Below are 14,671 nucleotides of genomic sequence, written 5' to 3'. Positions count from 1 at the left end.
CCGGTTCCGGGGTCGGCACCACCGTCCGTCTCCGGGAAACCCAAAGACGGACTGACCGTCGACGACGGGCTCGCAGCCGACCGACGACGTCCCCGTCGCCGCCCGCCCCCCTCAGGCAGCATGCGACGCTGCCTGAATCGTAGGTCGAACCAGGAGCGATGTGCGGTTTGCTGCGCCTTGTTGCAAGCGTGCGACGATCGCCTCCGCCGTCCATGGGCGACGATCGCCTCCGTGACGAGTGTGAACGGTGACTTCGAACTGTCCATGGACGAATTGCGAGTCGTGGCACGCTACGTCGCCGAGACAGCGCAGGGTGTTCTCCCGGTATTCGAAGACGCCAACCCCGGTGACACCCGACCGCGGGCGGCCATCGATGCGGCATGGGACTTCGTCAACGGTGCGCCCAGGACCAAACTTCAGCGCGTCACGTCGATGGACGCGCATCGAGCGGCGAAGGAGGCCGCCACCGAAACCGGGCGTCTCGCTGCGCAAGCCGCCGGCGACGCCGCATCTGCCGCATATCTGCACCCGATCGCGAAGGCTCACCAGGTGGGCCACATCCTGCGCGCTGCTGCGAATGCGGCACGCATCGCCGAAATCGACGCAGGCGAGGATCCCAGCGCCGGGAACAGGGCGCTCGAAGAGGCCCGTGAGCGAGCCACACCGGCCCTGATCGGTGTTCTCCAGCGGTACCCTCTGGCGCCCAGCGGTAAGAGCCGCGCTGCGCAGCTCATGGCTGCTCTCGACACCTCTCTCCGTTGAACCCCGCAGGTGTGCGAACCATCGGCGCGGTGGACCGACGCGGTGATGGCTGCGCTGTGGGCGGCGTTGCTCCGGATGTCGTGCCGCGGGTCGGCAGGGCCGGGACAGACGGTAAGAGTGATCGGAGTTCATCGGATACAGCTGTGTACGCGGCGAGCGCGTCGGCAAGGCCGGGCTCGGACCGCGGAGTTCCGGACTGCTCACGGGCGTTGCACCGCGGCGCTCCGCGAAGTGGCGGCCAGTGACACATCGACCGCATGGTTGCGGAACTCTTGCGAGCGCGCCTGGATGGCGTCGAAGGGCGCGGTCGCCTCGGCCACCGTGACGCTGTGTCCACCCGGGGTCAGCGCCGCAGGTGTCAGACGGCGTGCCGAGGGCCGGTGGTGCCGAGGCGTTCCCACAGGCCGACCAGGTGCGCGTGCAGGACGTCTTCGGCTTCCTGCGTGGGCAGGTGGCCCATGAGTACGTGGCTGGTGAGGCCGTCGGCGAGGGCGAGCAGGGTGCGAGCCTCGCGCTGCGGATCGGGTGGCGCGGCGACTTCATCGTCCGGGGCGCTTCCGGCTGCCTCCGTGATGAGGCGGGCGAGGAGATCGTGGAGGGACGCGTAGCTGGTTCTCAGCGGGGCGGCGAGCTGTTCGTTGACGGCGGCCTTGGCGACGAATGCGAGCCAGATCCGTGCTTCGGCGCGGTTTTCCTCGCGGAGCAGGGCGATTTCAGTGGCTGCGTGCCCCAGAGCTGTGGCGGCCGACTGGGCCGGGCTGCCGGCCAGGCGGGCCCGCGCGCGCTCGGTGATGCGTTCGCCGACGTGGTCGATGGCGAACAGCAGCATCTCTTCCTTGCTGCTGAAGCAGCGCTGAACGGCACCCAGGGAGACCTGTGCCCGGGCGGCGACATCGCGCATGGTCACTCCCTCCGGGCCGTGTTCGTCGGCGAGTAGGCAGACGGCCTCGGCGATCTGGCGGCGTCGGCCTTCGTAGTCCACCTGCTTGGGCATGCCTGGCCCTCTTTCTTTCTTCCAGTCCTTCTTCCAGCACAGCGAGTCGGTTGCGATACGACCGTATCGTTTCCCGTGTAGGGTTGCGAACCAGCGCGTCGACACCTGGACGGGGAGTTGTGAGGATCATGCAAGAGGCTCTGTGGAAGCTGACGGCCGCCGCCCAGGCGGAGGCCGTGCGAAGCGGACAGATATCGGCGGTCGAACTGGTCGACAGCCACCTGGACCGCATCGCTGAGGCCAACCCGCGGGTCAACGCCGTCACACAGCTGTTGGCTCAGCGCGCTCGCGAGGCCGCCGCACAGACGGACCGGCGGCGTGCCACGGGGCAAGAGCTCGGGCCGCTGGCCGGTGTGCCGTTCACGGTCAAGGAGTCCACCGCGATCGAAGGCGTGCCGACCACCTTCGGGGCAGAGCGGTTCCGCGACCTGGTCGCACCGGCCGACGCAATCCCTGTGGCGCGCCTGCGTGCGGCCGGAGCCATACCGATCGGGCACAGCAATATGCCCACCCTGATCCTGGCGGGAATGCACTCCCGCAGCGAGCTGTTCGGCGACACCGTCAACCCTTGGGACCCGAGCCGGACCCCCGGAGGCAGCAGCGGTGGCGACGGGGTGGCCGTCGCCACCGGCATGGCCGCGCTCGGACTCGGCAACGACTCCGGCGGGTCCGTACGGATTCCTGCTTCCTTCTGCGGCGTGGCAGGGCTGAAACCCACCTCCGGACGGTTCCCCGCCGACCACCGCGTCCTCGGCCCGGACGACCCGGGACCGGCCTCGCAGATGCTGGTCACCGACGGGCCGCTGGCCCGCAGCGTCACCGACCTGCGCCTGGCGTACGAGGTGCTGGCCGGGACGGACCCGCAGGACCCGCGGGCCGTACCCGTGCCTGTCGATGGCCCGGAGCTCCCGGGGCCGCTGAAGGTCGCAGTCGTTGCCGACCCCGGTGGCCACGGCGTTCACCCGGCGGTCCGCGGCGCTGTGGCGGCGGCGGCCGACGCGATGCGCGACGCGGGATACGACGTGCGGGAGGTGGAGGACGTTCCGCGACTGGAGGAGGCACTCGAGACATACGGCCGGATCACCGTCACCGAGTTCGCCGAGACCTGGCCGGTCGTGCGGACACTGCTCGGCGAGGGCGGAGACCGCTACGTCGAGATGGCCATGGAGAAGACTCCGCCCGCCACTGCTGCGGAGTTCATGAAGTTGATGGGGGCCTGGCTGGGCATCCGTCGTTCCTGGGCGGAGTTCCTCGATGAGTACCCGCTGCTGCTCGGACCGGTGTTCACCGAACCGCCCGTCGAGCCCGGGCTGGAGTCCCGCGACAGAGTGGGACGGGAACGGGTCGGCGCGGGCATGCGCCTGTGCACGGTGACCAGCTTCGTGGGCGTTCCCGGGGTCGCCGTACCGACCGGAGTGACCGATGGGCTGCCGGCCGGCGTGCAGATCGTCGGTCGCGCGTTTCGCGAGGACCTGTGCCTGGCCGCAGCACAGGAGGTGGAGGACCGCCTGGGTGTGCTCACACCGGTCGATCCGCGTTCCGGAGCCCCGACCGCCGCGCGGTAGGCGGGGCTCTCGCACTGGGCGGAAGGCAAGGGCTGAAGGCTGACCTCGGTGCCGCAGCCCGCGGTCGAACCGCTCGCATGCAGGTGGCCATGTCGGCCAAGGGCCGAGCCGCCGTTACACCTCCAGCACGCGGGGCGGCGCCGCCCCTCCGTGGGACGAGGAGGGACGGCGCCGCGGTACATACGTCAGACGAGCCAGCCGAGGAAGTTGACGACGTCGGCCAGCAGGTTCGTGAGGACGTTCATAGTGGTGCTTCTCCTTGCGTGTTTCGTGGGACTCGTTCACCCGGCCGGTGTAGGACATGCGGCCGGGCGACGCTCGCGTGGTCTGCAGCCCGTCGCTTGCGTACCGTAAGCATCCGTGTGCACACGGTTAATCCGCAGCAATATCAGAAACGAGCACCCGATGGAGTGAGTGACCGATTGCGTGTTCGGCAAAGCTCGGGTTGGTGCGGGTGTCGACGGGGTCCTGGGCCAAGATGCCCTGCTCCCAGGTTCGGACGGCCGGGGTGGTGATGCCGGGTGACTGTCAGTGGCCTCTCCTACCGTTCAGACAGTGGGACCCGCCGGACAGGCCGCGGGTCCGTCCTGGGGAGGGGTCTGCCATGTCTGCAGCGTCCACCGTGTCGACGACGTACCTGGAGCTGTCGCAGGAAGGCGGTGGCGCTCACAAGTTCTACGAAGTGACCGTCGACGGCCAAGCGGTGACGGTGCGATACGGACGGATAGGCGCCGCCGGACAGACCCAGACGACGACGTTCCCCACGGCAGCCAAAGCACGCACGGCTGCCGCGAAGAAGGTCGGGGAGAAGGTTCGAAAGGGGTACGCCCCCGCCATTGCCGGGCAGCGTGCCCCGCGTCCGGTGACCCGACGCCAGGTGTCCTCGGCTCCGTCGACCGCGCGTGCCGCGGCGCCCGTGCTGTGGCGGTTCGCCACCGGCTCCTCGGCGTTCGGCATCCATGTCGACGACGAGCACTGCTGGATCGGCAACCAGGCGGGCGACGTCTACACCCTCGACCACGACGGTGCCGTCCTGGCGCGCTTCGGCCTGCCGGACGGCGTCAAGTGCCTGGTCGCCGACGACTTCTGGGTCTACGCCGGCTGCGACGACGGCAGTGTCTACGACCTGTCCTCGAAGCTGCCGTTCGCGGCCTACGACATCGCGGCTGACGTCGACATCTTCTGGCTGGACATCCACGAGGGCATCCTGAACGTCTCGGACCGCGAGGGCCGGCTCACTGTCATCGACCACGAGGACGAACACCAGTGGGCCCGTCGCAGCCGGGGCGAGCACGCCTGGATGGTCCGTGCCGACGACCGCGCCGTCTACCACGGCCACCACCGTGGCGTAACCGCCTACGCCCCCGACGGCGGCGGCGAGTTGTGGCACGCATCCACGCGAGGTGGCGTCCTGTTCGGCTGGCAGGAGGACGACGCCGTATACGCCGGCACCACCCATCGCGTGGTCCAGCGACTGGCGAAGGCCACAGGCGCGATCGAGGCCACCTACGCCTGCGACGGCACTGTTTACTCCTGTGCCACCTCGCCCGGCGGGCAGTACGTCTTCGCCGGGGACGCGGCCTCTTCCGTCTACTGCTTCGACCGGGACGGCACACGCCTGTGGAAGCTCGGCACAGGCAGCGGCTCAGCACTGTCGATGCAATACCGTGACCAGCGGCTCTATCTGGTGACCACAGATGGCCAACTGGTGTGCGTCGACGCGGGGGAGAGGGCCATCGCCGCGGCACAGCAGGGCACGGTGCCGGTGGCCCGCGACGTCAAGCTCGCCGCGGCGATGCCCACCTACACCCCGGCCACGGCCCCGGCCGCCGTCACCACCCTCGCCCATGCCCCCGCAGGCACCATCGTTCTCGAATGCGTCCAGGAGGATGGCCGCCTGCGCGTGCACGCCGTCTCCGAGGGCTATGACGCCTCATGGAACGTCCAGTTCCCCCGCGCGATACGACAGCCCGGCGCCCGCTACGCCGTGGACGCCCTCCACCCGGCGGCTGGCGGCTTCTACCGCGTCCGCGGCACCATCCGGCGGCTACTGTGACCCCGCGCTCAGCGAGATCACCCGGCGCTTGCCCGTCGGCCGAGGCCGAAGTCGGCGGCGGCATAGGGTACGTCATATGCAGTTCATGGTGATGACCCAGCGCTACAGCGACCAGTACTCCGAAGAGGAGTTCGCCTCCGTGCTGCCCGAGGAGACCGAGACGGTCCGGAAGCTGTACGCGGAAGGCGTGGTCCGGCAGATCTGGCTGCGTGCCGACGGCCCGGGTGCCTGCTTCCTGCTGGAGGCCGCGTCGTTGGAGGAGGCCCAGGCGGCTGTGGACGCGCTTCCGCTGGCCCGCGAGCAGATGTCGGAGTTCCGGATCATCCCGCTGCGGCCGTACGGAGGCTTCGGGCCCCGCTGAGGGGGCTTCAATGCGTGCCTGTCGGCCGCTGGCGCGGTGGTTGGCCACGTCCGGTGACTTCCACACAGATCGGGCATGTGCAGTAGCGACGGCGCCCCGCTCGGCTGGTGCCGATGAAAGCGCCGTCGCAGTCCGGGGCCCCACAGCCGCGTTCGGGGTAGTGTGCCCATACCACTGCCAACTGACAGCCCCGCCCCCCTGGGCGGGGCAGTCGGCGTCCTCCGGCCCTGGCGAGGCTGGGCTGGGCTGTGCGGACGCGGGCGCCGTCCTGGCCCGCACCGGACGGCTGGCCCGGCCCGCCGTGCAGCTCGTTCCGACATGAGGCGCCTGGTCCGGGCCGGGCTTGAGGCCACCAGTCTGCCGACATCATTCGGGCAGGACACGGCGTGGCCAGGTGGTATTGACAACGGTCACCGGTGCAGGCTTTGCGTCCGCGGCCCAAGTGGTCTTCACTGTCCGTGACCGTACCCGTCCCCGGAGGGCTCACCGATGAGCGACCACGATCACGTGCGCCACGGTAGAGCCGGGCACGGCGATCACACCGGGCACGCGCACGGTGTCTCGGCGAGTGCGGATCGGCGCTGGCTTACCGTCGCCCTGGCGCTGATCGGCTGCTTCATGGCCGTGGAAGTCGCCGTCGGCCTCATCTCGGGCTCGCTGGCGTTGCTGGCGGACGCCGCGCACATGCTCACCGACGCCGGGTCCATCGTCTTGGCGTTGGCCGCGGCGCGGCTGGCCGCCCGGCCCGCACGGGGCAGTTACACCTATGGCCTCAAACGCGCGGAAGTTCTCTCGGCGCAGGCCAACGGGCTCACCCTGCTGCTGCTCGCGCTCTGGCTCGGCTACGAGTCCGTACGGCGGCTGATCAGTCCGCCGGAGGTCGAAGGTGCCCTCGTGGTGGCCACCGCGCTGGCGGGCATCGTGGTGAACCTGGCGGCGACCTGGTGCATCTCCAAGGCCAACCGCACGTCGCTGAACGTCGAGGGCGCTTTCCAGCACATCCTCAATGACCTGTACGCGTTCATCGGTACCGCCATCGCCGGTGTGATCGTGCTGACGACCGGTTTTCTGCGGGCCGACGCGATCGCCGGCCTCGTGGTGGTCCTCCTCATGGTCAAAGCCGGATACGGGCTGCTGCGTGCCGCCGGCCGCGTCGTCCTCGAAGCAGCGCCCGCGGATACCGACCCCGACGCCATCGGAGACCACATGGCCGAACAGAGCCACGTGGCCGAGATCCACGACCTGCACCTGTGGGAAATCACCTCCGGGCAGCCCGCCCTCTCGGCCCACGTCCTGGTCGACCCCGGCAGCGACTGCCACGCCATCCGCCGCACCCTGGAAGAACTGCTGAAGGAGGACTACGACATCACCCACACCACCTTGCAGGTCGATCACCTCACTGCCGAAAGCGAAGAAGGGCTGCTGCAGATAGGGCGGACCGCAGACCGTCCCGTTCCACACGGCGAGGAGATCCACGGCCCCGTACACCGCCCCGGCCCGCATACGCACTGACTCTTCCCCGTGCTGCGACGGCGGTCGAGGCGTGGGGGGAGTCACCGCGAGGCAGCCGGGAACGCGGTCTGCGGATCAGTGTTCCGTGACCATGCCGACCCGCTGCCTTGTCCCTCTCACCGCCGCCCCGGTCACGAGTTGGTCGGCGGTCTGACCTTCGACGGCTCGCTTCTGTCCGCCGGATCAGCTATGTGCCGGTGGCCTCGTCCGGGTGGAGGGCGTCGAGGATGAGGGTGAGACCGAAGGCGAACTCGTCGGCGTAGTCATAGCCGGGCTTGAGAGCGTGCTCGGTGGCCAGTTCGGTGAGGTGAGGGTAGGTGTCGGCGGGCATGTCGCGCAGGATGGCGCCGGCCACCTCGCCCAACTCAGCCGTGCCGGTGAACGGAAGGCTCTGCTCCTGCAACACGAAGCCGTACAGATAGCTGTCGATCAGCGAGACGGCGTGGGCCGCCATCGACACCGAGAAGCCCCCGGAGCGCAGGGCTCCGATGACGGCATCGTGGTGGCGCAGGGTCGCGGGGCCGGGCTGGGAGCGGGAGTCCAAGAGGCCAATGGCCCATGGGTGGCGCTGTAGGACGGCGCGGGCGGATGCCGCGCGGTGGCGCATGGCACTTTTCCAGTCGATGTCGCGCGGTGGCAGGTCGATCTCGTCGAACACCGTGTCCACCATGCCGTCCAGGATGTCCTCCCTGCCCGCCACATGGTGATAGAGCGACATCGCCTCGACTCCCAGGGGCTCGGCGATGGCCCGCATGGTGAGCGCTGCTGCGGTTCCCTTCTCGTCCGCCACCGCCATAGCCGTACGGACCACGCGTTCGCGACTGAGCGGGGTGCGCGCCGATGCCCCGCGCCGGCCCTTGCCTGCCTTGACCATCCGCCCTCCTTCTCGGCTTCTCTTGACCGCCTTACGGTATAAGGCTAGCTTGCCTTACAGCATAAGGTGGGCACGTGGGCGAAGGGCTGGGGTCATGGGCACGGATCGAGTGAAGAAGGTCTGCATCGTCGGGGCGTCCGGGAAGCTCGGCCAGTACATGGTCCGGCACGCTCTGGAGCGCGGCTACGAGGTGGTCGGTGTGTGCCGGGAGCGCAGTGTGCCGAAGCTGGCCGCGTTCGAGGGGCGGATGGCCATCGTCCCCGGACCCACGAACGACCCTGACGTGATCCGGAGGGCGGTCGCAGGATGCGACGGAGTGCTGACTGTGCTGGTGCCCTGGGGCGTACAGCAGTACGCGTCCGGCACGGCGCAGGCGGTGCTCGACAACGCGCGACCGGGCGCACGCCTGGTCTTCTCCTGCGGCTGGCACATCACGCGCGACGGCAAGGACAAGTACTCGCGGATGTTCACCATGGGCGTCCGGGCCGCCGCCGTGCTCGGCAAGCTCTTCCGTGCCGTCGAGATCGACGACCAGGTGGAGGCGTGCCGCCGGGTCTTCGCCAGCGACACACGGTGGACCATGGTGCGCGGCAGCAGTCTTGAGGAGGGTGAAAGCCAGGGCCTGCCCGTGTGGAGCAGCCATGTAGGTGACCCGGTGCTGGCCAGCAACCTGACGCGCCGGGTGGACTTCGCGTTGTTCATGGTGGAAGCGCTCACCAACGACACGCTCATCCAGCAGGCTCCCGCGATCGTGGGTTGCCTGACCCCCAGCGCCCTCGCCCACAACGGCACCAGCCACGACCGCGCGTGACGCGTCCGGCACCGCGGCATGGGATGGACTGCGCGTTGCATTCGAGAAGACTCTGCCGTATCGGCCACGGCCCGTCGACCGGACGAGCTCCATGGCCAGGCTGCCGATAAGGACCGCCAAGTGCCGTGCTTGTCGGTCGCGCTTCTCGGGCTCGGTCGCGGCCCGTCGGTACGGAGTCCGGGTTTCGTGCCACACAGGAGCCGGAGTCCTTGACGGATGCTCGCTATTTTCTGAAGCGAGTGTCGTGCACCGTTGGTTTGCCCGTGAAGGCCGGGTGGCGCCGGGAGAATTTCTGCCATCCATGGACGTGGACGGACGGGCACCACGCCAGTGCTGAATGTGTGAGCCGGGCATCTCGAATTCGGATCGCGGTGAGGCGGGTAGCGCAGGGTGAAGGCGCCGGACGAGGTTTGACGATTGAGTGGAACCCGCCGGCCAGTAGGAGAGCGCGAGTCGTACTTCCCGAGGCGGCGACACGACCGCGGCGAATCGGCTGCGCCGCAGTCGGATGGAAGGTCACCCGATCGGTGGGGGCGACGTTGCCGTTCCGGTCCCAGGGGTCGCGTGGAGTCTCCCGGTGCGGCTACCCAACGTGCCTGACAGTACCGCGCGTTCGGCTGATCGTCGATGTGGGCAGAGGTGTGGCTGTACGGGCGCCGGAGCCGCTCTCAGAGACTCCTTGACAAGGGGTGATCCCGACCTCACAGTGGTCGCTACGTACAACGCAACCGGATGCGTTCTCTGCGTACATCCACGAATCCCTTCTCCAGGGATCACTTGAAGAACATCCCCTGCGGGTGCCATTTGGCGTGCCTGAATGCGCCTGCCCGATCATCGTGCATATTGCCGCCTGACCGGCGGAACAGGACCGTGCGGTCCCACCAGAAGTGATGCCGTTTCAGCCCTTGGGGCGATTCTGCGCTGAAACCGTGCGTGGAAGCTGGATAATCATCGGAAGGGTGAGTGCCACATGACACAGAACACTGCCGGCGCGCCGCTGCAGGCTTCCGAGCATGAACCCTTTCTCCAAGTAACCTGGCGCGATTCCGAAACTCCCGCTCGCGGGTATGTCGTGATCGACCAGCTGGTGACGGGCATCGCCACGGGCGGCCTCCGCATGCGCACCGGGTGCACGCTCGACGAGGTCGCTGAACTCGCGCGGGAGATGACCCTGAAGATGGGGGCCTTCGGCATCCCTGTCGGCGGGGCCAAGGGCGGAATCGACTTCGACCCCGCGGACCCCCGGGCCGAGGAGGTGAGGAAGCGATTCCTCCAGGGGGTCCGTCCGCTGCTGGAGCGCTTCTGGGTGACCGCGGGAGATCTCGGTACGCAGCAGGACCAGCTCGACCAGGCTTTCGCACAGATCGGCCTGGGGGACACCTCCTTTCACGCCGCCGTGGTCCGCGCTCCGGACGAGGCCGAAGTGCGCGCACGCATCCAGCGGGCTTTCGCCACCCGGACGGACGGGTTGAAACTCTCGGAGCTGGTCGGCGGCTTCGGCGTGGCGGAGGCAGCTCTGGCGGCCCTGGACCACCGGGGCATTCCGGCCGCGTCCGCACGCGCCGTCGTCCAGGGGTTCGGCACGATGGGAGGGGCGACCGCGCTGTACCTCGCTCGCGCGGGGGTGAAGATCGTCGGAGTCACGGACGCCCATGGACTCGTCCGCAACACGTCACGCGGTATCGATCCAGAAGACCTGCTGCTCGCGCGGAGCACCACCGGTGTGATCGACCGCTCCGTCCTGCGTGACGACGACGAGGAACGCCCAGGCGACGAGTGGTTGGAGCAGGATGCCGACGTCCTGGTGCCGGCCGCTGTCTCCTACGCCATCACGGATGCCAACTGCGCACGCATCCGCGGGAAGCTCGTGGTGGAAGCGGCGAACGTACCCACCACACCCGAAGCCGAGCAACTCCTGCGGGACCGAGGCGTCACCGTCGTCCCCGATTTCATCGCGAACACCGGCGCTGCTGCGGGAGCCTGGTGGGTCATTCTGGGCGACGTCGTCAGCCCCACCGGAGCGTGCCGCCGACTGGCCTCGCAGATCCGCCCGCTGGTCCGGGAACTCATGAGCCGGGCCGACGAGACGGGCGCGTCCATGCGGGCCGCCGGTGTACAGCTGGCGAAGGAGAACTCACAGCGGATGATCGACGAATGCGGGGGAGCGGTGGCCTTCCGCGACCTGTTCGGGCGCACCTCACAAGAGACGCTGGACGCAGGCCCCGACGCCGCATCCCCGACCACCGACTCCGCCTCGTCGACGGAAACCGCAGTCGTGGCCGATGCCGTCACCGCCCCGATGAACGGAGCGGCTCCGACCCAGCTCGGCCTGGAGGTGGAAGGAACACTCACCGACACCGGCCGACAGCCCGCCGCCGCCTTTTCGGCGTACTGGCCGGGCGCGACCGACCAGTCCTCCGGACACTCCTGAACAGCTTCACGCGAGACGTGATGTGCCTGCGAGTGACCTCCCGCTCGCAGGCACCCTGTTCCGGCCCCGTCGGCGTGTTCTGTTCAGATGCCGGGGCGCCGAGGAAGCACGGAAGCGGAGGTACGGCGGTTTCGGGTGTGCCCCATGCGCAAGCACACGCGCCGAACTGGGAGGCGGCCGGCGAGGTGCTCATGCCGGGTGTCGGGAGCGCCGGGTGCCCGGCTGCTGCGCCGGGGCACCGTGCGGCACGGGCGCCTGTGCTATGGCTCGTCGCCGGTAGACCAGGTAGGGGCGGGACAGATAGCCGATGGGTGCGCTCCACACGTGGACGAGGCGGGTGAAGGGCCAGGCCGCGAAGAGCAGGCAGGCGGTGAGGGCGTGGAGCTGGAACAGCAGCGGGGCTCCGGTGATCGCCTCGGGCTGCGGCCGCAGTGTGAAGATGCCGCGGAACCAGACGGAGATGGACTCGCGGTAGTCGTAGCCGGCACCGAAGACGTTGTGGGCGGCGGTCGCGGAGATGCCCAGCAGCACCGTGGCGGCCAGCAGAGGGAAGAGGAGCTTGTCGCTGCGGTCGGTGCCCAGGCGGATGCGCCTGGTCAGCAGTCGTCGGGCGCACAGCATTCCCAGCCCGGTGACCATGGCGACGCCGGCCACCGAACCGGCCCACACCGCCGTGGTGTGGTAAGCGTGCTCGCTGATGCCCGCGGCCTCGGTCCACGAGTCGGGAACGGCCAAGCCGACGATGTGTCCGCCGATGACCATGAAGGCGCCGAGGTGGAACAGCGGGCTGCCCCAGCGCAGCCAACGGTGTTCGAAGAGCTGGCTGGTGCGGGAGGTCCAGCCGAACTGGTCGTGTCGGTAGCGCCAGATGTGGCCGACGACGAAGACGGCCAGGCAGACGTAAGGGAGAGCGACCCACAGCAGGAGGTCGGCTGCGGAGGTGGTCATCGGCAATCTCCCTGACGGTGCGCGGCGGGTGGCGTCGCGAGAGTGGGCGGGGCCTGCTCGGGTGGGACGAACGTGCCGGGCGGTGCGAACTCACCTGCTCCGTACGGGTCCAGACCGACGTCTTCGTTGGGCGGCCCCTGTGCGGCCAGGTCGGCCACCGCCCGCAGATCGGCTTCGGTGGCCGGTGGCAGCAGGCTCAGCAGCGCCGCCAGGACGTGTCGGTAGGGGGATTCCGCTTCGTTCAGGGCCCGGTGGATGAGCTCCAGGCCCCGCCGGTGCTGCCGTAGCGGAGCCTCGCCCGCCCGGGGCCCGGCGAGCGCGGCGAACTCGAGGACGACGGGGAGGTGGTCCGGCAGTTCCCCGCCGTCGGTGTCCCAGCCGGCGGCGCGGTAGCGCTGGGCGAGGGTGAGCAGGGCCATACCGCGGCGGCGGGTGTCGCCGTGCAGATAGTAGGTGAGGTAGAGGCTGCTCCTGCGGCGCAGGTCGAACATCTCGACGTAGTGCTGTTCCACCGCCGCCGGTTCCTGCTCGGTCAGCCAGCCGGTGAAGGCGGCCAGCTCGGAGGCGGCCGGAGACGGGGCCAGAGCCCGCACCGTGGCGGCGATGACGGGCCGGGCGCCGGTGAGTTCGGCGTCCGGGTACTGCGTCAGGAGGGACATCAGGCGCAGCAGCAGCGCCCGCGCCTCGGTCTCCTCGGGCGTGAGCGGGGACGGCCGCTCCCGGCGATCGGGGCGCGGGGCGCGGCCGCGGGGGCTCAGGGCGGCACGGACGCGGGTGCGGACGGCGGCCGGGACGGCGGCGGGCAGCGGGCTCACAGGTGACCTCCGGCGGGGGCGTCGGATGTACGGCGGCGCAGGGTGGGGATGCCGAGCATCACGCGGCGTCCGTCGGTGGGCTGGGCGTCTCCGGAGAACTCGACCGGGCAGCGGTTCTCCATCGCGCTGAGGGCGGCGCTGTCCTCCTTGTGCGCGGCGGGGACGACGTACCGGTCGGCGTACTTGGCCACGGCGAGCAGCCGGTGCAGGTCCTCCGCCTCGCGGCCGGTCAGGCCCACCGCCTTCAGCGCGGTCTCGTCGCCCACCTCACCCAGGGACCGTTCGCGCATGTAGGAGCGCAGGGCGGTGAGTTTCATCAGCACTCCGGCTACGACATCGGTGTCCCCGGCGGTGAACAGCTCGGCGAGGTACTCCAGTGGAATGCGCAGCCGGGTGACGGCGGTGAACACGTGGTCGGGGTCGTCCTGGTCGCCGCCGGCCGCGTCGACCGCGTCCAGTACCGGGGAGAGCGGCGGCACGTACCAGACCATCGGCATCGTCCGGTACTCCGGGTGCAGGGGCAGCGCCACCTTGTACCGCATGACCAGGTCGTAGACCGGGGAGTGGCGTGCGGCCTCCAACCAGTCCTCGGGCACGCCCGACCGCCTCGCCGCGGCGACGGTCTGCGGGTCGGAAGGGTCGAGGAACACTCCGCGCTGGGCGTCCAGCAGGTCCTTCTCGTCGGGTGTGGCCGCTGCCTCTCCGACCCGGTCGGCGTCGTAGAGCAGTACTCCCAGGTAGCGCAGGCGGCCGACGCACGTCTCGGAGCAGACCGTGGGCTGGCCGGCCTCGATGCGCGGGAAGCAGAACGTGCACTTCTCGGCCTTGCCGGTGGCGTGGTTGATGTACACCTTCTTGTACGGGCAGGCGGTGGCGCACATGCGCCAGCCGCGGCAGCGGTCCTGGTCGACGAGGACGATGCCGTCCTCGACCCGCTTGTACATCGCGCCCGAGGGGCAGGCGGAGACGCAGGCGGGGTTGAGGCAGTGCTCGCACAGGCGGGGCAGGTGGAAGAGGAAGGTCTGCTCGAACTCGAACTTGACCTTTTGGGCCCACTCACCGCTCAGGTTCGGGTCTCCGCCCGCGTGTTCCGGGGCGCCGCCGAGGCCGTCCTCCCAGTTGGCGCCCCAGGTGATGGCCGTGGGCTTGCCGGTGAGGACCGAGCGGGGACGTGCGACGGGGACGTCGTCCTGGGCGGGCGCGCTGACCAGGTTGTCGTAGTCGTAGGTGACCGGCTCGTAGTAGTCCTCGATGGACGGCAGGTCGGGGTTGGAGAACAGGGACAGCAGCCGTTTGACCCGGCCGCCGGACCGCAGCACCAGCCGGCCGCGCTTGTCGAGCATCCAGCCGCCCTTCCAGCGCTCCTGGTCCTCGTATCGGCGCGGGTAGCCGACGCCCGGTTTGGTCTCGACGTTGTTGAACCAGGCGTACTCGACTCCTGTCCTGTTGGTCCACGTCTGTTTGCAGGTGACGGAGCAGGTGTGGCACCCGATGCACTTGTCGAGGTTCATCACCATCGCCACTTGGGCCATGACCTTCATC

The 14,671-nt window shown here is 69.4% G+C and carries 13 protein-coding genes; 7 read left to right on the top strand and 6 right to left on the bottom strand.

Translation table 11 applies throughout. The annotated features are described in order from the left end of the window. Nucleotides 1–231: 231 nt before the first annotated feature. Nucleotides 232–762, top strand: coding sequence for a putative immunity protein (locus JW592_RS13565; RefSeq protein WP_307805406.1), 531 nt, complete (start codon nt 232–234; stop codon nt 760–762). A 358-nt stretch (nt 763–1,120) separates the two neighbouring features. Here JW592_RS13565 and JW592_RS13560 read toward each other — a convergent pair whose 3' ends face one another. Then, nucleotides 1,121–1,756, bottom strand: coding sequence for a TetR/AcrR family transcriptional regulator (locus JW592_RS13560; protein WP_209265284.1), 636 nt, complete (start codon nt 1,754–1,756; stop codon nt 1,121–1,123). Between the two features lie 128 nt (nt 1,757–1,884). Here JW592_RS13560 and JW592_RS13555 point away from each other — a divergent pair, with 128 nt between their 5' ends. The 3 genes from JW592_RS13555 to JW592_RS13545 all read left to right on the top strand — a co-directional run bounded on the left by JW592_RS13555 (nt 1,885) and on the right by JW592_RS13545 (nt 5,738). Further along, the gene (locus JW592_RS13555) at nt 1,885–3,321 is read left to right on the top strand and encodes an amidase (RefSeq protein ID WP_209265283.1); all 1,437 of its coding nucleotides are present in this window, start codon (nt 1,885–1,887) and stop codon (nt 3,319–3,321) included. Nucleotides 3,322–3,925: 604 nt separating this feature from the next. Further along, nucleotides 3,926–5,377 carry a WGR domain-containing protein gene (locus JW592_RS13550; protein WP_209265282.1) on the top strand — a complete coding sequence of 484 codons (1,452 nt, stop codon included), beginning with the start codon at nt 3,926–3,928 and terminating at the stop codon, nt 5,375–5,377. A gap of 76 nt (nt 5,378–5,453) precedes the next feature. Further along, a complete protein-coding gene (locus tag JW592_RS13545; protein WP_209265281.1) occupies nt 5,454–5,738 on the top strand; it encodes a muconolactone Delta-isomerase family protein in 285 nt (94 codons plus the stop codon). A 7-nt stretch (nt 5,739–5,745) separates the two neighbouring features. On the opposite strand, the gene JW592_RS33590 is transcribed toward JW592_RS13545, so the two are convergent. Next, complete coding sequence (locus tag JW592_RS33590) at nt 5,746–6,105, bottom strand: CGNR zinc finger domain-containing protein (RefSeq protein ID WP_372446503.1); 360 nt, start codon at nt 6,103–6,105, stop codon at nt 5,746–5,748. Nucleotides 6,106–6,227: 122 nt separating this feature from the next. On the opposite strand from JW592_RS33590, the gene JW592_RS13535 reads away from it, so the two are divergent. Beyond that, entirely contained in the window at nt 6,228–7,250 is a 1,023-nt protein-coding gene (locus tag JW592_RS13535; RefSeq protein ID WP_209265279.1) for a cation diffusion facilitator family transporter, read from the top strand. A gap of 187 nt (nt 7,251–7,437) precedes the next feature. On the opposite strand, the gene JW592_RS13530 is transcribed toward JW592_RS13535, so the two are convergent. Next, nucleotides 7,438–8,124: a TetR/AcrR family transcriptional regulator gene (locus JW592_RS13530; protein WP_229375914.1), complete on the bottom strand. Its 687-nt coding sequence runs from the start codon at nt 8,122–8,124 to the stop codon at nt 7,438–7,440. Nucleotides 8,125–8,218: 94 nt separating this feature from the next. On the opposite strand from JW592_RS13530, the gene JW592_RS13525 reads away from it, so the two are divergent. Then, nucleotides 8,219–8,935: an NAD(P)-dependent oxidoreductase gene (locus tag JW592_RS13525; protein ID WP_209265278.1), complete on the top strand. Its 717-nt coding sequence runs from the start codon at nt 8,219–8,221 to the stop codon at nt 8,933–8,935. A 970-nt stretch (nt 8,936–9,905) separates the two neighbouring features. Beyond that, nucleotides 9,906–11,366 (top strand): Glu/Leu/Phe/Val dehydrogenase dimerization domain-containing protein, encoded by a 1,461-nt coding sequence (locus tag JW592_RS13520; protein ID WP_229375912.1) that lies wholly within the window; start codon nt 9,906–9,908, stop codon nt 11,364–11,366. Nucleotides 11,367–11,555: 189 nt separating this feature from the next. Here the strand turns inward: JW592_RS13520 and narI are convergent, their stop codons facing one another. The 3 genes from narI to narH are packed head-to-tail and all read right to left on the bottom strand — an operon-like array spanning nt 11,556 to nt 14,670. Further along, on the bottom strand, nt 11,556–12,314 hold the full coding sequence (gene narI / locus JW592_RS13515; RefSeq protein ID WP_209265276.1) for a respiratory nitrate reductase subunit gamma: 759 nt from the start codon (nt 12,312–12,314) through the stop codon (nt 11,556–11,558). Next, complete coding sequence (narJ, locus tag JW592_RS13510) at nt 12,311–13,129, bottom strand: nitrate reductase molybdenum cofactor assembly chaperone (protein ID WP_209265275.1); 819 nt, start codon at nt 13,127–13,129, stop codon at nt 12,311–12,313. Before narJ ends, narI begins: the two co-directional genes overlap by 4 nt. Beyond that, entirely contained in the window at nt 13,126–14,670 is a 1,545-nt protein-coding gene (gene narH, locus JW592_RS13505; RefSeq protein ID WP_209265274.1) for a nitrate reductase subunit beta, read from the bottom strand. Before narH ends, narJ begins: the two co-directional genes overlap by 4 nt. Between the last annotated feature and the right edge of the window lies 1 nt (nt 14,671).

Source organism: Streptomyces spirodelae, assembly GCF_017676385.1.
GTDB classification, from domain to species: Bacteria; Actinomycetota; Actinomycetes; order Streptomycetales; family Streptomycetaceae; genus Streptomyces; species Streptomyces spirodelae.
Note: the sequence above shows the minus strand (reverse complement) of the source record. Positions and strands in the feature narration are given on the sequence as shown.